Genomic DNA, 16,016 nt, shown 5'->3' with positions numbered 1-16,016 from the left:
CTGATGGTTCCGGGCACAAAAAAGCCGCCGACTCGGCTCGACACTTCGCCGACGACGCTTTCGCGTGCGGGCCTCAGGGTGTCGAACGTCTGTCAGCGGCATTGCTGATGGCCCTGCGCTGGGCCTTATCTTCCGGCGACGGGCGTCACCCTCGGACAGATGAAAGAGATACAAAGATCGTGCCAGGCGCTGGCTTCACGCGATCATCAAGCGATATCAATCGCTTGATCGAATTATTCAGATCCGGTCGTGGGTCGCGGGCCGGCCCTGCCAGTGCCGCAGGGTTTCGCAGCGTGCCGCTTCATTGTGCAGTGCACATTCCGGTCAGGTGGTCGAGCGGACCTGTCCGCGGGCGTCGAAGCCGTCGAGATAGGCTTCGATTCCATCGGGGTCGAAGGCCGGCTCAACCCGGCTGCCGACAGGGTCGCCGACGACGTCGTCCGGCATGTCGTGGCTGGTGGCCGCCGCCAGGCCTTGGACCGCCCAGGCCCGAATGCGCGATACCGCGCCAGGACTGAAGCGGGTTTGCCTCCACCGCACCATCTGGGCGTAGAGCCAGAGGAAACGGCCGGCATCGGGCCTGACCGCCCGTGGCACGTCGAAGCGGAGAAAATCGGGGATCGCGACGGGGTTGTCGCCGGGCGCAAAAGTCAGGCGGCCGTCGATGGTCCGGCGGATCAGTTCGGCGGGGACATCGAGGTATTCGGGCGCCGACAACATCAGCGCCAGGGCTTCCGCATTGGCCGGCGCCGCACACCAGGCAGCCCCCTCGACGACGGCCGCGACCAGCGCGACGGCGGCCGGCGCGTTAGCTGACGCATAGGCATCGCCGACCGCCAGGACTTTGCCCGGCATGGCAGAATAGAGCGAGGCGCCGGCCGCGATGATCCGGCCGATGCCCTTGTCCACCGCCACCGAGTTCCACGGCGAACCGACGCAGAAGCCGTCGATCAGCCCTTTTTCCAGCGAGCTGACCATTAGCGAGGGCGGGATCACCACAAGCTGCACGTCGCGGTCGGGATCGATGCCGCCGGCCGCGAGATAGGCGCGCAGCAGGTAGTTGTGGGTCGAGAACGGGAAGACGATGCCGAAGGCCGGCGGGGCGAGGCCGGCGCTCTCGCGCCGTTTCAGCGCCGCGGCGATCAGCCCGACGGCGGCGAAGGGATCGTCGGGGATTTCGCCCATCTCGCCGGCAAAGGCGCTGGAGACGGTGATGGCGTCGCCATTCAGGCCCAATGACAGCGGCGCGCTGAGCGGCACCCGGACATGGCCGATGCCGAGCGCGCTCGCCAACGCCATCGGCGCCAGCATATGGGCCGCGTCGAACAGCCCGACCGACAGCTTGTCGCGAATATTGGCCCAGGAGACCTCGCGCACCAGATCGAGTTCGATGCCGGCTTTGGCCGCGAAACCGCATTCGCGCGCCGCGATCAGGGGCGCGGCATCGGTCAGTGGAATGAAACCGACGGAGACCTGTTTCATCCGAGCATCTCCAGACCGGTCACCACCGCGGCGGCGATTTCGGCGATCTTCTTTTTCTCGTTCATCGCGCGGCGGCGCAGCTGGGCATAGGCCTCCTCCTCGGTGATGCCCTTGTGCTTCATCAAGAGGCCCTTGGCGCGCTCGACGACCTTGCGTTCCTCCAGCGCCGATTTCGCCTGGTCGAGCTCGGCCTGCAGCCGGGCATAGGCGTGGAACCGGGCAATGCACATGTCCAGGATGCCCTTGACGCGCTCCTTCTTCATGCCGTCGACGACATAGGCCGAGACGCCGGCCTCGATCGCCTTGTTGATCATGCCGGTGTCGGACTGGTCGACGAACATGGCGACCGGCCGCTTGACCAGCTTCGACACCTGGAAGAGCTGTTCGAGCACGTCACGCGACGGGTTTTCCAGATCGATGACCACGACGTCCGGATCGATCTGGTAGAGCCTGGCCAGCAGATTGGTCATCTCGTCGATATGAACGATGTGGACATAACCGGCCTCGCGCAGACCATCCTCGATGATCGCCGCGCGCGAGCGGCTTTCATCGACGATCGCGATGGTCAGGCTGAGGTCGGTCAGGGCCGTCTCCGAGGTCATGGCGGCAAGTGTCTCACCGCCGGCTCATCGGGGACAAGCAGCTTTCGGGCCAGTGTGAGCCCGAAGCTCTCACATGGATTAATAGACCGCGCGGCCGCCTGAGATGTCGAACACCGCTCCGGTGGAGAAGGCGCAGTCTTCCGACGACAGCCAGGCGATCATGGCGGCGGCCTCGTCGACCTGCAGGAAGCGGCTCATCGGGATCTTCGACAGCATGAAGTCGATATGTTCCTGTTTCATCTGGTCGAAGATCTCGGTCTTGGCCGCCGCCGGGGTGATGCAATTGACCAGGATGTTGCTGGTCGCCAGTTCCTTGCCGAGCGATTTGGTCAGGCCGATCAGGCCGGCTTTCGACGCCGAATAATGCGAGGCATTGGGATTGCCGTCCTTGCCGGCGATCGAGGCGATGTTGACGATGCGGCCATAACCCTTGGCCAGCATGACCGGCACGATCGCCCGGCAGGTCAGGTAGGGCCCGACCAGATTGACGTCGACGACCCGGCGCCAGACCTCTGGCGCCAGCTCCCAGAGCTTGCCATTGCCGCCGGTAATGCCGGCATTGTTGACCAGGATGTCGATGCCGCCGTGGCGGGCAACGGTCGCCTCGGTCGCGACCTTGACCGCGTCGTCATCGGTCAGCTCGACCACATGGACCGAGACCCGGCCGGCCGGGACATCCGCCTCGGCCGACAAGGCCTCGGCGGCCTCGGTCAGCCTTGCCTGATCGACGTCCCACAGCGCCACGGCGGCGCCGGAGGCCAGCATGCGTGCGGCCGCGGCATAACCGATGCCGCGCGCGCCACCGGTGATTACCGCGGTGCGGCCGGCAAGATCGATGCGATTCATGGGGTTCCTCGTTCGAGACGCCGGCCCGTCTTGCGCGGGCGCGGTCGGGTGCCGGCGGGGCCGGCTTTCAGCGGGTTGCGACAATGAACAGCCGCGGGAAGGGCAGCAGCACCTTGCCATCGGCCGTCAGGGGGTAATGCGGGGCGATCGCCGCGCGATAGGCGGCGAGATAGGCTTGGCGTTCGGCCGGGTCGAGCGCCGTCAGGAACGGCCTGAGGCCCGAGCCCTTGAACCACTCGACAATGGCGTCGACGCCGTCGAGCGGGTGATTGTAGACGGTACGCCAGACGTCGACGCGTGCCACATGCGGCGCCAGGAGATCGTAATAGAAGGCAGGCGAGCCGATGCTGGTGCGCCTGCCCTCGGCGGCCGCGAGTTTGGCGGCCCACGGCCCGGTGCGGGCAACCTCGCGCATGGCGACATGGCTCGGCTCATCGAGATTGTCGGGCATCTGGATGGCCAGGCTGCCGCCCGATGGCAGCAGGCCGGCGAGCCGCGGCAGGATGGTGTCGTGGCCGGCGATCCACTGGAACACGGCATTGGAATAGATGATGTCGGCGGGCGCCGCCGGATTGGGCCGCCAGGTGGTCAGGTCGGCCACCTCGAAGGCGATATTGCGCAGCCGGGCGCGGGCATTGGTGACCATGTCGGGCGAGGAATCGATGCCGACGATCTCGGCCTTCGGAAACCGGTTGAGCAGAAGTTCGGTGGTGTTGCCGGGCCCGCAGCCGAGATCGACCACGCGGCGCGGGTCACGGGTCGGCACCGCTGCGAGCAGGTCGCGCGCCGGCCGCGTGCGCTCATCCTCGAACTTCACATATTGCTTGGCCGACCAGTCCATGAGCGCAGCCTCCGGCTGCCCAGTCGAGCACCCGTCGGCCGGCTTCGCAAGTCCAGGCCGACGCATCGGAGCCGTGGCGAACGGGCGGGCGGCCGGTCCGCTAGACGCCGATGCCGAGCGCGGGCAGCTTCAGACCCTTGTCCTTGGCGCAATCGATGGCGATATCGTAACCGGCATCGGCATGGCGCATGACGCCGGTGGCCGGGTCGTTCCACAACACGCGGCCGAGGCGGGCGGTGGCCTCGGGCGTGCCGTCGGCAAGAATCACCATGCCGGAATGTTGCGAATAGCCCATGCCGACACCGCCGCCGTGGTGCAGCGACACCCAGGTGGCGCCCGATGCGGTGTTGAGCAGGGCATTCAGCAGCGGCCAGTCGGAGACCGCGTCCGAGCCGTCCTTCATCGCTTCGGTTTCGCGGTTGGGCGAGGCGACCGAACCGGAATCGAGATGGTCGCGGCCAATGACGATCGGGCCGATCTCGCCCTTGGCCACCATCTCGTTGAAGGCGACACCCAGCCGATGCCGGTCGCCGAGGCCAACCCAGCAGATGCGCGCCGGCAGGCCCTGGAACTGGATGCGCTCGCGCGCCATGTCGAGCCAGTTGTGCAGGTGCGGATCGTCGGGGATCAGTTGCTTCACCCTGGCGTCGGTCCTGGCGATGTCTTGCGGGTCGCCCGACAGCGCGGCCCAGCGGAACGGTCCGATGCCGCGGCAGAACAGCGGCCGGATATAGGCCGGCACGAAGCCAGGGAAATCAAACGCGTCGGCGACGCCCATATCCTTGGCCATCTGGCGGATATTGTTGCCGTAATCGAGCGTCGGCACGCCCTGGCGGTGGAACGCCAGCATGGCGCGGACATGGGTCGCCATGCTCTCCTTGGCGGCTTTCTCGACCGCCTTCGGGTCGCGGACGCGGCGGTCCTCCCATTCGGTCAGGGTCCAGCCGGCCGGCAGATAGCCGTTGATCGGATCATGCGCCGAGGTCTGGTCGGTGACGACATCCGGCCGGATGCCGCGCTTGACCATATCGGGGAAGACCTCGGCGGCATTGCCGTGAACTCCGACCGAGATCGGCTTGCCGGCCCGGTGCGAGCGCTCGATGATCTCCAGCGCCTCGTCGACGCTGCTGGCCTGGGTGTCGAGATAGCGGGTGCGCAGCCGCATCTCGATCCGGCTCGGCTGGCATTCCACCGCGATCATCGAAGCGCCGGCCATGGTGGCCGCAAGCGGCTGGGCGCCGCCCATGCCGCCGAGGCCGCCGGTCAGGATCCATTTGCCCTCGAGCGAGCCGCCGAAATGCTGGCGCGCCACCTCGGCAAAGGTCTCGTAGGTGCCCTGAACGATGCCCTGGGTGCCAATATAGATCCAGGATCCGGCGGTCATCTGGCCATACATCATCAGGCCGAGGCGATCGAGATGGTGGAAATGGTCCCAGGTCGCCCACCCCGGCACCAGGTTGGAATTGGCGATCAGCACACGCGGCGCGTCGAGATGGGTGCGGAAGATGCCGACCGGCTTGCCGGACTGGACGATCAAGGTTTCGTCGGGTTCGAGCGAGCGGAGCGAGGCGACGATCCGGTCGAAACTCTCCCAGTCGCGCGCGGCCCGGCCGATGCCACCATAAACGACCAGCTCGTTCGGCCGTTCGGCGACCTCCGGATCGAGATTGTTCATCAGCATGCGCAGCGCTGCTTCCGCGCCCCAGGTCTTGCAGGTCATGTCGAGACCATGCGGGCTGCGGATGACGCGGGCGTTGTCGAGGCGAGTGGCCATGATCAGGCTTCCAACTTGGCGGCAGCTTCGAGAATGGCGGAGACGATGCGGTCGAGGATGCGTTCGGTGTTCTCGGCGACCTTGTCGTCATAATTCCAGGGCGGCGCCTCCAGCATATAGGCCGATTGCGCCAGTTCCATCTGGATCGCGTGCACCTTGCGGTCGGGCGCACCGTAGTGCCGGGTGATCCAGCCACCCTTGAAACGGCCATTGGCGACAAAACTCAGGCCCGAGGCCTCGGCCTCGCGCACCGCCGCCGCGGTGATGGCGGGATGGCAGGACCGGTCGTCATTGCTGCCGATATTGAACACCGGCAAGGTGCCCGGGAACAGGTTCGGCACTTCCGACCGGATCGAGTGGCAGTCATAGAGCACGCAATAGCCGTGGCGAATGCGCTTGGCCTCGATCGCCGCGGCCATGGCGGCATGAAACGGCTCGAAATAAAGCCGGCGCCGGCGACCGATCTCGGCCGGGCCCGGTTCCCGGCCTTGCCCGTAGATCGGCTGGGCGTCGAAGGTGACGGTCGGGCAGGGCGTCGTGGTGTTCTGGCCCGGATAGAGCGAAACGCCCGAGGGATCGCGGTTCACGTCAATGACGAAACGCGACAGTTCCTGGCGCACGACGGTCGCCCCGGTGCGCTTGGCGATGGTCTGGTAGAGCTCGCCGATCCACCAGTCGGTATCGGGTACCGAACGGCCGAGATCGTTCAGTTCGACCGAGACCTCGGGTGGGATCATGGTGCCGACATGCGGCTGGCCGAGCACCAGCGGGCCGTCGCCGGGAATGACGGTGACCGGGATCATGGCGCATCTCCAAACAGCGGAGCGACAAGAGCATCGAAGGGGTCGGCGAGCCGGCCCGAGGCGACCAGCCGGGCCGCGGCGGTCATCTCGGCCGATAGCGGCCGGTCGTGGTCGAGCACCGGCGCGATGGCGCGGATCGCGGCATGGGCCTCGGCGAGCAAGGGGCTGGTCTTCAGGGGTTGGCGCATGTCGACGCCCTGGGCTGCCATCAGCGCCTCGATGCCGATGATATGGCTAAGGTTCTCCGCCATCGGCGTCAGCCGGCGCGCGCCATGGGTCGCCATCGAGACATGGTCTTCCTGATTGGCCGAGGTCGGGATGGTGTCGGTGACCGCCGGCGTCGAGCGCTGGCGGTTTTCGGAAGCGAGTGCGGCGCTCGCCACTTCGGCGATCATGAAGCCGGAATTGAGCCCGGGCGCGGCGACCAGGAAGGCCGGCAGGCCCGACAGCACGGGATCGACCAGCATGGCGCAGCGGCGCTGCACCAGATTGCCGATCTCGCAGGCCGCCAGCGCCAGCATGTCGGCGGCGAAGGCCACCGGCTCGGCGTGGAAATTGCCGCCGGAAATCACCTCGCCGGTATCGTGCATGACCAGCGGGTTGTCGGTGACGCCGCTCGCCTCGTGGCGCAGCATGGCGGCGGCCGAGCGGATCACGTCGAGCGCCGCGCCCATCACCTGCGGCTGGCAGCGGATCGAATAGGGGTCCTGGACGCGCGGGTCATCGGCGAGATGTGAACGGCGAATCGCGCTGTCGGCCATCAGCGCGCGCAAGACATCGGCCACCGCGATTTGCCCGGGCTGGCCGCGCAGCGTCTGGATACGCGCATCAAACGGTGTGTCGGAGCCGGCAATGGCGTCGGTCGACAAGGCGCCGGTGACCAGGGCGGCGGCAAAACAACGCTCGATCGCGAACAGGCCGTGCAGCGCCAGCGCGGTCGAGACCTGGGTGCCATTGAGTAGCGCCAGGCCTTCCTTGGGGCCAAGGGTGACCGGCGTCAGCCCGGCCTTGGCCAGTGCCACGCCGCCGGACATGCGAATGCCGTCGAGGTTTGCTTCGCCTTCGCCGATCAGCACGGCGGCGAGATGGGCAAGTGGTGCGAGATCGCCGGACGCGCCAACCGAGCCCTGCGCCGGAATGACCGGCAGGACGCCCTTGGCCAGCATGGCGGCGAGCAGTGCGATGGTCGCCGGCTGCACGCCGGAGGCGCCATGGGCAAGGCTTGCGATCTTGAGCGCGATGGTCAGGCGCACCACCGGCTCGCCGAGCGGCTCGCCAATGCCGGCCTGGTGGGAGCGGACGATATTGACCTGCAATTCGGCGAGCTTGTCGGTCGGAATGCGCACGCTGGCGAGCTTGCCGAAGCCGGTATTGACGCCATAGACCGCGTCATTGCCGCGGGCTGCCGCCATCAGCAGCCGGTGGCCTTCGGCAATGGCCGGGCCGGTTGCCGGGTCAAGCGCCGGCGTCGCGCCGGCCGCGACCGCGCGCCACAGCGAAAGCGGGTTGTTCCCTGCACGAATATGGTCGGTCATCAGGCTCCTCGATGGCGGGCATGCAGCGGATTGAAGCCGATGCGATAGACGAGTTCGGCCGGTCTTTCGATCGACCAGATGGCAAGATCGGCGCGCTTTCCCGCTTCCAGCGTGCCGATGTCGGCCCGCCCGAGCGCCTTGGCGGCATTGCGGGTGAAGCCGGCCAGGCATTCCTCGACGGTCAGGCGGAACAGCGTCGCGCCCATGTTCATGGTGATCAGCGGCGAGGTCAGCGGCGAACTGCCGGGGTTCGAATCGGTGGCGAGCGCGATCGCCGTGCCGGATTTGCGGAACAGATCGACGGGCGGAACCTTGGTCTCGCGGATGAAATAGAAGGCGCCCGGCAGCAGCACTGCAACCGTGCCGGCGGCGGCCATGCGGGCCGCGCCATCCTCGTCGGTATATTCCAGATGGTCGGCGGAGAGCGCGCCATGCTCGGCGGCGAGCCGGGCGCCATGCAGATTGGACAGCTGGTCGGCGTGCAGCTTCACCGGCAGGCCATGTCGTTTCGCCGCGGCGAAAACCCTTGCCGTCTGTTCCGTCGAGAAAGCGATGCCTTCGCAGAAGGCGTCGACCGCGTCGGCCAGCCCGGCCGCGGCAATCGCCGGCAACATTTCGTGGCAGACCAGGTCGATGTAGCGGTCCTTGTCACCCTCGGCTTCGGCCGGCAGGGCATGGGCGCCGAGGAAGGTGGTGACCACCCCGACATCACGCAGCTTGCCGAGGCCGCGGGCGGCCACCAGCTGGCGCGTTTCGGTTTCCGTGTTCAGGCCATAACCCGACTTGATCTCGACCGTGGTAACGCCTTCGGCGATCAGGGCGTCGAGGCGCGGCAAGGTCTCGCGGGTCAGGTCGGCCGTCGTTGCCGCACGGGTGGCCTTGACGGTCGAAACGATGCCGCCGCCGGCGCGCGCGATTTCTTCATAACTGGCGCCCTCGAGGCGCAGTTCGAATTCGCGCGCGCGGTCGCCGCCATAAACCAGGTGCGTATGGCAATCGATCAGGCCAGGGGTGATCCAGCGCCCCTCGCAATCGGTTTCCTGCGCCGGTTCGACCGCCGGCATCTCGGCGCGGGCGCCGGCAAAGACGATCTTGCCGTCGCCGGTCGCGATGACGCCGTCCTCGACCAGGCCGAGCCCTGGTCCGGCCATGGTGGCAAGCCGCGCGTTCCGAAACAGATGATCAACGCGCATGATGGCCTCGCGGCACGTGGTATTCCATGGTCAGGGGTGCTAGCCGGTGTGAGAAATGGAGGCTAGGGGGAAAAACCCTAAGCAGGGAGACAGCGATGGACAAGCTCCATCTGGACAAGGCCCTGACGCCGGCGGGTTGGCGTGACGACCTCACCCTGACGATCGCCAGCGACGGGCGGATCTCGGCCATCGCACAGGGGCCAGCGCCCTCCGGGGTGGCGCGCCTGAAAGGCGCGACACTGCCGGGCTTGCCCAATCTGCATTCGCACGCCTTCCAGCGCGGCATGGCGGGCCTCACCGAGGTGGCCGGCACGGGCGACGATTCGTTCTGGACCTGGCGCGATTGGATGTACCGTTTTGTCGGTGCGCTCGACCCTGATGATGTCGAAGCGATCGCGGCGCTCGCCTATGTCGAGATGGTCGAGGCTGGCTACACCACGGTTGGCGAATTCCATTATCTGCACAATGACAAGGACGGCCGGGCTTACGCCGATCCGGCCGAGCTCAGCCGCCGCCATGTCGCGGCCGCCGGCGAGACCGGCATCGCCATCACCCTGCTGCCGGTGTTTTATGCCCATGCAGGGTTCGGCGGCACGCCGCCAAGCGAAGGCCAGCGCCGCTTCATCACCGGTCTCGACGGTTTCGCGAGGCTGGCCGAAGGCGCATCGGTTGCGGCGAAGGCTTATGCCCGCGGCCATTTCGGCATCGCGCCGCATTCGCTGCGCGCGGTGACTGAGGACGAGCTGACCCGGCTCATCGGTCTGTTTCCCGAGGGACCGGTCCACATCCATGTCTCGGAACAGGTCAAGGAGGTCGAGGATTGCCTGGCCTTCCATGGCCGGCGGCCGATCGAATTGCTTGGCGAGACCGTGGCGCTCAGCGAGCGCTGGTGCCTGATCCACGCCACCCATGCCGATGCCGGCGAACGGGCGGCCATGGCCAAGGCCGGTGTCGTGGTCGGCCTCTGCCCGATCACCGAGGCCAATCTCGGCGACGGGCTGTTCGACGGCGTCGATTTTGTCGGTCAGGGCGGCCGGTTCGGCATCGGCACCGATTCGAACGTGGCGATTTCGGCATTGGCCGAACTTGCCATGCTCGAATATGCCCAGCGGTTCGGCTCACGCCGGCGCAATGCACTGGCGCCACGCGGCGCCTCGACCGGCCGGACCCTGTTCGATGCCTGCCTCGCCGGTGGTGGCCAGGCCTTGGGGCTCGGACCCCAGGGCATTTCGGTCGGCGCACCGGCCGATCTGGTGGTTCTCGACACCGGCGGCATCGCCTTTGCCGCCCGCACGGGTGACGCCATTCTGGACAGCTGGGTGTTCGGGCCGAGCCGCGACGCCATCAGCGAGGTCTATGTTTCGGGGCGGCGCGTGGTCGATGGCGGCCGTCACGTCAAGCGGCCGGCGATCGAGGCGAGGGCGCGCAAGGTGCTGGAGCGGGTGATCGGGGCCTGACCCAGGGGATCAGGGCAGCAGGGCCTGCAGCCGGATCAGCGCGATGCGCTCGATCTCGGCAAGCGCGGTGGCAAGCTCGGTCTTCAGGTCATTGCCGAGCCGGATCTCGAAAGCCCGGCGGATCTCGTCCTTGCTGCGCCCCTTCACCGCCATGATGAAAGGAAAGGCGAATTTCGCCTTGTAGGCGTCGTTCAGCGTGGTGAACGTGCTGCGTTCGGCATCGGTCAGCCGGTCGAGCCCGGCAGATGCCTGTTCGCCCGACGATTCGGCGGTGAGCTTGCCGGCCGCGGCGAGCTTTCCGGCCAGATCCGGATGGGCCCGGATGAGGTCGAGTTTCCTGCCGTCGTCGGCCGCCCGCATCACCCTGGTCATCAATGCGTGCAGGCCTTCGGCGGTATCGGCCCCGGCCGGAAGGCCGGCGTCGAAGGCGGCCTCGGCGATCCAGGGCGAATGTTCCCAGACCCCGCCGAAACGCGTGACGAACAGCGCCCGGGACAAGGTCGTCGGCAGATCGCGCGGGGCGGCAGTCGGCATCGGGATCTCGTCGGGCAGCGCGCCGGTCCGGCATCTGTCGCCCGCCGGCTGCGGCCTGGCAAGGGCTCCGGCAAGAGTTCCGACAACAGTTGCGGCAGCAGTTCCGGCTTTCGGCGTCAGTCCATCTGTTCGTTCGGATAAACGCCCCACAGACGGCTCTGCTCGATCCAGCCGTCGAAGCCGTCGCCAGTGAAGCGGCACCAGGTGCGGTTGCAGGATCTGACCTGCCCCTGCACGCGCGGCTCGAGACGGGCGACGATCCGGTTGCCACCGGCGCGGTCCATCAGCGACACCAATTCGTTTTCATGGCCGCGCTGCTGCTGCACCATGCCGGTGCGCCGTCCCGACAGCATGGAATGGAACACCCAGGTTTCGGTGCCGTCGCGGTCGCGGATGCGCCGCCAGTTCTCGAATTCGGCGGTGACTTCCACCGGCAGGCCGGAGCGCTGATAGATCCAGACGACCTCATGGTCGCGGGTCGGACCCATGCGGGCATTGACCCGCTCGGATTTCAGGCTGACGAAGCGCGGCACCGGCAATCGGGTCTGCGAACCGAGCGAGCCGGTAATTTCGGTGGCCTCGACATGCGAAGGGCCGGCGAGAACGATCGAGACGATAGCGGCCAGGGCCGCGCCGACGATACGATGACGCATACGCAACTCACACAAGAGAACCGCTGCCGGACCCGTCCGAAAGACAGGTTCAGTGGACGAGACCGACCGCTTTGTCTGGCGCGGGCCTTCTGATAGAGAGAGCCCGACAGACCGCAGTCTGACCGAACAGGGTTAAGACTGGTTTGACGAAGCGGTCGGGACAGTCGAATCGAGGGTTCAAAGGATGGCGAACCGCAAGAAGCCGCTCGTCGTCGTGACGCGCAAGTTGCCGGATACGGTCGAGACGCGCATGCGCGAACTGTTCGAGACCCGGCTGAATGTCGACGACAAGCCGATGAGCCAGGACGATCTGGCCGCGGCGATGAAGGTCGCCGACGTGATCGTACCGACCGTGACCGACAGGATCGACGCGGCCTTGCTGGCCCAAGCCGGCCCGCAATTGCGGCTGATCGCCCAGTTCGGCAATGGCGTCGACAATATCGACGTGGCGACAGCGGTGCAGCGGGGCATTACCGTGACCAACACGCCGGGTGTCCTGACCGAGGATACCGCCGACATGACCATGGCGCTGATCCTGGCCGTGCCGCGCCGGCTGGCCGAAGGCTTCGAGGTGCTGGAGCATGGCGACTGGAGCGGCTGGTCGCCGACCTGGATGCTCGGCAAGCGCATTCACGGCAAGCGGCTCGGCATTATCGGCATGGGCCGGATCGGCCAGGCGCTGGCCAGGCGCGCCGCCGCCTTCGGCATGCAGATCCATTACCACAACCGCCGCCGGTTGCCGGAGCGGGTCGAGCGGGAACTCGACGCCACCTATTGGGAGAGCCTCGACCAGATGCTCGCCCGCATGGATATCGTGTCGGTGAATTGCCCGCACACGCCGGCGACCTATCATCTGCTGTCGGCGCGCCGCTTGAAGCTGCTCAAGAAGGACGCCTTCATCGTCAACACCGCGCGTGGCGAGATCATCGACGAAGTGGCGTTGACCCGGATGATCGAGGCGGGCGATCTCGCCGGTGCCGGTCTCGACGTGTTCGAGCACGAGCCGGCGGTCAATCCGCGGCTGCTGAAGCTCGCCAAGGCCGGCAAGGTCGTGCTGCTGCCGCATATGGGCTCGGCCACCATCGAAGGCCGCGTCGACATGGGCGAGAAGGTCATCGTCAACATCAAGGCCTTCATGGACGGCCACAAGCCGCCGGACCGCGTGCTGCCCAGCATGCTGTAGGTGCCGGGCCGGGAGCTCAGGCTCCCGTCCCGCTCAGCGGATTGTCCGGATCCCAGCGATATCTGATCGTCTCGAAGCGCATGTCGCGCATGTCGATCATCATGAGGCGGCCGGTGAGACCCTCGCCGAAACCGACGATCTCCCTGATCACCTCGAGCGCCATCATCGAGCCGACAATGCCGGTGAGCGCGCCGAGCACGCCGACCTCCGAACAGGTCGGCACGGTGCCGGGTGGCGGTGCATCGGGAAACAGGCAGCGATAGGTCGGATTGGGCGTGCCGTCCGAGCCCTTCTCGTGCGCTCTTATGGTGGTCAGGGTGGCGTCGAAAGTGCCGACCGCGGCCGTGATCAGCGGCTTGCCTTCGTGGAAACAGGCATCCGAGACGGCGTAACGGGTGGCGAAATTGTCCGAGCCATCGGCGACCAGGTCATAACCGCGCACCAGCTCGCGCGCGTTTGTGGCGGTCAGCCTGGTGATATGGGCAACCACCTCGACATGCGGATTGAGCCGGCGGATGGCGCCGGCCGCGCTTTCGGTCTTCAGGACGCCGAGATCGGCGGTCGCGTGGATCACCTGGCGCTGCAGGTTGGACAGCGACACCGCATCGTCATCGACAATGCCGAGCGTGCCGATGCCGGAGGCGGCGAGATAGAGCAGCAGAGGCGCGCCCAGGCCGCCGGCGCCGATGACCAGGACCCGCGCGCGGCCGAGCTTCTGCTGGCCGGGCCCGCCGACCTCGCGCAGCACGATATGGCGCGCATAACGCTCGAGTTCTTCCGGGGAGAGCATCAGTCCACCGACAGGCCGAGGGCCTGGCGCACCCGGATGCGAACCGCGTGGCCGTCACGGGTCGGCAGCACCCGTTCCTGTTCGGCCCGGTCGATCTTGACGACCGCGACGCAGGGGCCCTGGCCCGATGCCCCGACCCGGGCGGCGAGGCCTTCGACCGCGTCCATGTCGGTCACCACCCGGGCATCGGCGATGCCCGAGGCCTTGGCGATGCCGGCGAGATCGGCGACCGCCGTATGGCTCGCCTGGCCGCCGGTCTCGCCGTAAAGGCCGTTGTCGAGGACGATGACGGTCAGGTTTTTCGGCTGCTGCACGGCAATGGTGGCGAACGACCCCATGCCCATCAGCATTTCGCCGTCGCCGGTCACCGCGACAACAGGCGTGTCGGGCCTGGCCAGCGCGATGCCGAGCGCACAGACCGCCGCGCCGCCCATCGCGCCCCAGAGATAGACATTGCGGTCATGGTCGCCGGCCGCGGCGACATCATAGGTTGGTGAACCCAAGCCGGTGACGACGATCAGGTCGCCGCGGTCAGCCAAGAGGCGCGCCACCACGGCGCGACGGTCGAGACCGGTGGAATCGCTGTTCTCGCTCATTTCACGAAGACCTTGGCGCCGATCAGTTGTTGGGACAGCAGGACGGCAACCGCGCTGCCGCCCTCATAGGCCATGCGGATGCCGGCCGCGGCAGCCGGGCCAACCTCATGCGGCTCGGAGGCGCGCAGCACATGAATGCCCATCAGACGGAAGGCGTCGGGTGTTGCCGTGCCCATCGGCACCTGCCACGGATTGAACTCGCCCCATTCGCCGCGCATGGTCACGAAGGTCAGGAACGGCCCGCCCATGTTCTTGATCAGCGAGAACATGTTGACGCAATTGCCGACGCCCGACGATTGCATCAGGAGGCAGGCGCGGTCGCCGCCGAGCCAGGCGCCGGAGACCAGTGCGACGCCCTCCTCTTCGGTCGTCAGGGGAATGCCGATCATCGCCGTGTCGGCGTGAACCGCGCGGATCAGCTCGGCATGGCCGCCATCCGGGACATAAGCGACCTGGCGCACCCGCGCGGCCTTGAGCGCGGCGAAGATGTCGCCCGGCCAGCCGGCGGGCGAGACATGCATCGGTTGGGGGTGCAAGGCGTTCATGCGCTGGATAGGCTCCGCTCGGCGTCGAGGCGGATCACGATGGCGTCCGCATCGATCAGAAACAAGAGTTCCCTTGGGAGGACAGGCATGACGGTCGGATTTATCGGGCTTGGACGGATGGGGCGAGGCATGGCCTCCAACCTGCAGACCAAGGGTTTTTCGCTTGTCGTTCATGACGTGACCGAGGCGCCGGTGGCGGTGCTTGAAGGGCTCGGCGCCAGGCGCGGCACGCCAGCCGAGATCGCCGCGGCTTCCGACATCGTCGTCACCATGCTGCCGACCGGCAAGGAGGTCGGCGAGGTCGTGCTGGCGCCCGGCGGCGTGCTCGACCATGCCAAGCCCGGTACCATGATCATCGACATGTCGACGATCGATCCGGAAACCACCGACAGGCTGCATGCCGAGACCCGCCGGCGCGGCATGACCGCGGTCGACGCGCCGGTCGGCCGGCTCGCCTGGCATGCCGATCGCGGCGAAAGCCTGTTCATGGTCGGCGCCGACGCCGCCGATTATGTCCGCGCCTTGCCGCTGCTCCAGGCCATGGGCACGACCATCCATCACAGCGGCGGCCCGGGTGCCGGCACGCGCATGAAACTCGTCAACAATTACCTGGCGATCATCCTGTGCCAGCTCAATGCCGAGGCCCTGTCGCTGTCGCAGCGCTTCGGCCTGGATCTGGGCAAGACGCTCGACGTGCTCTACGGCACCACCGCCACCAACGGCCAGCTCAAGGTCAATTGGCCGAACAAGGTGCTGGCCGGCGATACCGAGGCCGGTTTCACCATCGATCTCGCGCATAAGGATCTGTCGCTGATCATTCAGGCCGCCAATTCGGCGCGGGTGCCGCTGCCGGTCGCCGCCGCGGCGCGCGAGGCTTTCTCGACGGCACGTGCCCGTGGTTATGGCCAGAATGATTTCTCGGCGATGGTCGACGTGCTCTGCGACATGGCCCAGATCGAACGCGCCCGACTGCCCAAGGGTTATACGCCGCCGGCGTAAGGCCGGGCGAGTGGCGAGTGGGGGAGGGGGAAGGGGTTGGTACTTCCGAATTCGTGGTCGTTTTTTCCGCGGACTGAAGTGAACCCGCGCATCAACCCTCTCCCGCGCCTTCGCGGGAGAGGGTGGGTCCGGAGGACCCGGGTGAGGGTGGTTGCGTCGATGCTGCCAGTGCATTTCGGGTCG

General features: G+C 67.0%; 15 protein-coding genes and 1 pseudogene. 3 read left to right on the top strand and 13 right to left on the bottom strand.

All coding sequences use genetic code 11. The features are described from left to right. Positions 1-324: 324 nt before the first annotated feature. The 8 genes from E8M01_RS12025 to hutI all read right to left on the bottom strand — a co-directional run bounded on the left by E8M01_RS12025 (position 325) and on the right by hutI (position 9,076). The gene (locus E8M01_RS12025) at positions 325-1,482 is read right to left on the bottom strand and encodes a CmpA/NrtA family ABC transporter substrate-binding protein (protein WP_136960339.1); all 1,158 of its coding nucleotides are present in this window, start codon (positions 1,480-1,482) and stop codon (positions 325-327) included. After that, entirely contained in the window at positions 1,479-2,084 is a 606-nt protein-coding gene (locus tag E8M01_RS12020) for an ANTAR domain-containing response regulator (protein ID WP_136960338.1), read from the bottom strand. The genes E8M01_RS12025 and E8M01_RS12020 overlap by 4 nt, the downstream gene beginning before the upstream one ends. Positions 2,085-2,162: 78 nt before the next feature. Beyond that, entirely contained in the window at positions 2,163-2,930 is a 768-nt protein-coding gene (locus tag E8M01_RS12015) for an SDR family NAD(P)-dependent oxidoreductase (protein WP_136960337.1), read from the bottom strand. 67 nt (positions 2,931-2,997) lie between these two features. Next, positions 2,998-3,771, bottom strand: a complete 774-nt coding sequence (gene tam / locus E8M01_RS12010; RefSeq protein WP_136960336.1) for a trans-aconitate 2-methyltransferase — start codon at positions 3,769-3,771, stop codon at positions 2,998-3,000. Positions 3,772-3,871: 100 nt separating this feature from the next. Continuing rightward, the gene (gene hutU, locus E8M01_RS12005) at positions 3,872-5,545 is read right to left on the bottom strand and encodes a urocanate hydratase (RefSeq protein WP_136960335.1); all 1,674 of its coding nucleotides are present in this window, start codon (positions 5,543-5,545) and stop codon (positions 3,872-3,874) included. 2 nt (positions 5,546-5,547) lie between these two features. Beyond that, positions 5,548-6,348 (bottom strand): N-formylglutamate deformylase, encoded by an 801-nt coding sequence (gene hutG / locus E8M01_RS12000; protein WP_136960334.1) that lies wholly within the window; start codon positions 6,346-6,348, stop codon positions 5,548-5,550. Then, on the bottom strand, positions 6,345-7,883 hold the full coding sequence (gene hutH / locus E8M01_RS11995; protein ID WP_136960333.1) for a histidine ammonia-lyase: 1,539 nt from the start codon (positions 7,881-7,883) through the stop codon (positions 6,345-6,347). The genes hutG and hutH overlap by 4 nt, the downstream gene beginning before the upstream one ends. Beyond that, on the bottom strand, positions 7,883-9,076 hold the full coding sequence (gene hutI, locus E8M01_RS35320; protein ID WP_136960332.1) for an imidazolonepropionase: 1,194 nt from the start codon (positions 9,074-9,076) through the stop codon (positions 7,883-7,885). The genes hutH and hutI overlap by 1 nt, the downstream gene beginning before the upstream one ends. Before the next feature lie 95 nt (positions 9,077-9,171). Between hutI and E8M01_RS11985 the strand changes: the two genes are divergently transcribed. Next, complete coding sequence (locus E8M01_RS11985) at positions 9,172-10,533, top strand: formimidoylglutamate deiminase (protein ID WP_136960331.1); 1,362 nt, start codon at positions 9,172-9,174, stop codon at positions 10,531-10,533. A 9-nt stretch (positions 10,534-10,542) separates the two neighbouring features. Here E8M01_RS11985 and uraD read toward each other — a convergent pair. Together uraD and E8M01_RS11975 are read right to left on the bottom strand one after the other, a co-directional pair. Then, positions 10,543-11,025 (bottom strand): annotated as a pseudogene (gene uraD, locus E8M01_RS11980) (2-oxo-4-hydroxy-4-carboxy-5-ureidoimidazoline decarboxylase); the annotation flags it as partial. A gap of 158 nt (positions 11,026-11,183) precedes the next feature. Continuing rightward, positions 11,184-11,720 (bottom strand): SH3 domain-containing protein, encoded by a 537-nt coding sequence (locus E8M01_RS11975; RefSeq protein ID WP_136960329.1) that lies wholly within the window; start codon positions 11,718-11,720, stop codon positions 11,184-11,186. A 184-nt stretch (positions 11,721-11,904) separates the two neighbouring features. Here E8M01_RS11975 and E8M01_RS11970 point away from each other — a divergent pair, with 184 nt between their 5' ends. Then, positions 11,905-12,903 (top strand): 2-hydroxyacid dehydrogenase, encoded by a 999-nt coding sequence (locus E8M01_RS11970; protein WP_136960328.1) that lies wholly within the window; start codon positions 11,905-11,907, stop codon positions 12,901-12,903. A 16-nt stretch (positions 12,904-12,919) separates the two neighbouring features. Here E8M01_RS11970 and E8M01_RS11965 read toward each other — a convergent pair whose 3' ends face one another. Genes E8M01_RS11965 through E8M01_RS11955 form a run of 3 tightly spaced genes read right to left on the bottom strand, consistent with a single transcriptional unit; the run spans position 12,920 to position 14,834 of the window. After that, positions 12,920-13,693, bottom strand: a complete 774-nt coding sequence (locus E8M01_RS11965; RefSeq protein WP_136960327.1) for a HesA/MoeB/ThiF family protein — start codon at positions 13,691-13,693, stop codon at positions 12,920-12,922. After that, positions 13,693-14,289, bottom strand: coding sequence for a thiamine pyrophosphate-dependent enzyme (locus tag E8M01_RS11960; RefSeq protein ID WP_136960326.1), 597 nt, complete (start codon positions 14,287-14,289; stop codon positions 13,693-13,695). Before E8M01_RS11960 ends, E8M01_RS11965 begins: the two co-directional genes overlap by 1 nt. After that, the gene (locus E8M01_RS11955) at positions 14,286-14,834 is read right to left on the bottom strand and encodes a phosphonopyruvate decarboxylase (RefSeq protein WP_215908880.1); all 549 of its coding nucleotides are present in this window, start codon (positions 14,832-14,834) and stop codon (positions 14,286-14,288) included. The genes E8M01_RS11960 and E8M01_RS11955 overlap by 4 nt, the downstream gene beginning before the upstream one ends. On the opposite strand from E8M01_RS11955, the gene E8M01_RS11950 reads away from it, so the two are divergent. Next, positions 14,715-15,833: an NAD(P)-dependent oxidoreductase gene (locus E8M01_RS11950; RefSeq protein WP_425467719.1), complete on the top strand. Its 1,119-nt coding sequence runs from the start codon at positions 14,715-14,717 to the stop codon at positions 15,831-15,833. The two genes, E8M01_RS11955 and E8M01_RS11950, sit on opposite strands and share 120 nt — an antisense overlap. Positions 15,834-16,016 lie beyond the last annotated feature (183 nt).

The sequence above is a fragment of the Phreatobacter stygius genome, from assembly GCF_005144885.1.
Classification (GTDB): Bacteria; Pseudomonadota; Alphaproteobacteria; order Rhizobiales; family Phreatobacteraceae; genus Phreatobacter; species Phreatobacter stygius.
Note: the sequence above shows the minus strand (reverse complement) of the source record. Positions and strands in the feature narration are given on the sequence as shown.

What these genes read in the sequence shown, in the direction of transcription:
- E8M01_RS12015 (WP_136960337.1), bottom strand. Translation starts at nt 2,930, where the DNA reads ATGAATCGCATCGATCTTGCCGGCCGCACCGCGGTAATCACCGGTGGC.
- tam (WP_136960336.1), bottom strand. Translation starts at nt 3,771, where the DNA reads ATGGACTGGTCGGCCAAGCAATATGTGAAGTTCGAGGATGAGCGCACG.
- E8M01_RS11955 (WP_215908880.1), bottom strand. Translation starts at nt 14,834, where the DNA reads ATGAACGCCTTGCACCCCCAACCGATGCATGTCTCGCCCGCCGGCTGG.
- E8M01_RS11950 (WP_425467719.1), top strand. Translation starts at nt 14,715, where the DNA reads ATGGCCGCCATCCGGGACATAAGCGACCTGGCGCACCCGCGCGGCCTT.
- E8M01_RS11960 (WP_136960326.1), bottom strand. Translation starts at nt 14,289, where the DNA reads ATGAGCGAGAACAGCGATTCCACCGGTCTCGACCGTCGCGCCGTGGTG.
- E8M01_RS12025 (WP_136960339.1), bottom strand. Translation starts at nt 1,482, where the DNA reads ATGAAACAGGTCTCCGTCGGTTTCATTCCACTGACCGATGCCGCGCCC.
- hutG (WP_136960334.1), bottom strand. Translation starts at nt 6,348, where the DNA reads ATGATCCCGGTCACCGTCATTCCCGGCGACGGCCCGCTGGTGCTCGGC.
- hutI (WP_136960332.1), bottom strand. Translation starts at nt 9,076, where the DNA reads ATGCGCGTTGATCATCTGTTTCGGAACGCGCGGCTTGCCACCATGGCC.
- E8M01_RS11985 (WP_136960331.1), top strand. Translation starts at nt 9,172, where the DNA reads ATGGACAAGCTCCATCTGGACAAGGCCCTGACGCCGGCGGGTTGGCGT.
- E8M01_RS11965 (WP_136960327.1), bottom strand. Translation starts at nt 13,693, where the DNA reads ATGCTCTCCCCGGAAGAACTCGAGCGTTATGCGCGCCATATCGTGCTG.
- hutU (WP_136960335.1), bottom strand. Translation starts at nt 5,545, where the DNA reads ATGGCCACTCGCCTCGACAACGCCCGCGTCATCCGCAGCCCGCATGGT.
- hutH (WP_136960333.1), bottom strand. Translation starts at nt 7,883, where the DNA reads ATGACCGACCATATTCGTGCAGGGAACAACCCGCTTTCGCTGTGGCGC.
- E8M01_RS12020 (WP_136960338.1), bottom strand. Translation starts at nt 2,084, where the DNA reads ATGACCTCGGAGACGGCCCTGACCGACCTCAGCCTGACCATCGCGATC.
- E8M01_RS11970 (WP_136960328.1), top strand. Translation starts at nt 11,905, where the DNA reads ATGGCGAACCGCAAGAAGCCGCTCGTCGTCGTGACGCGCAAGTTGCCG.
- E8M01_RS11975 (WP_136960329.1), bottom strand. Translation starts at nt 11,720, where the DNA reads ATGCGTCATCGTATCGTCGGCGCGGCCCTGGCCGCTATCGTCTCGATC.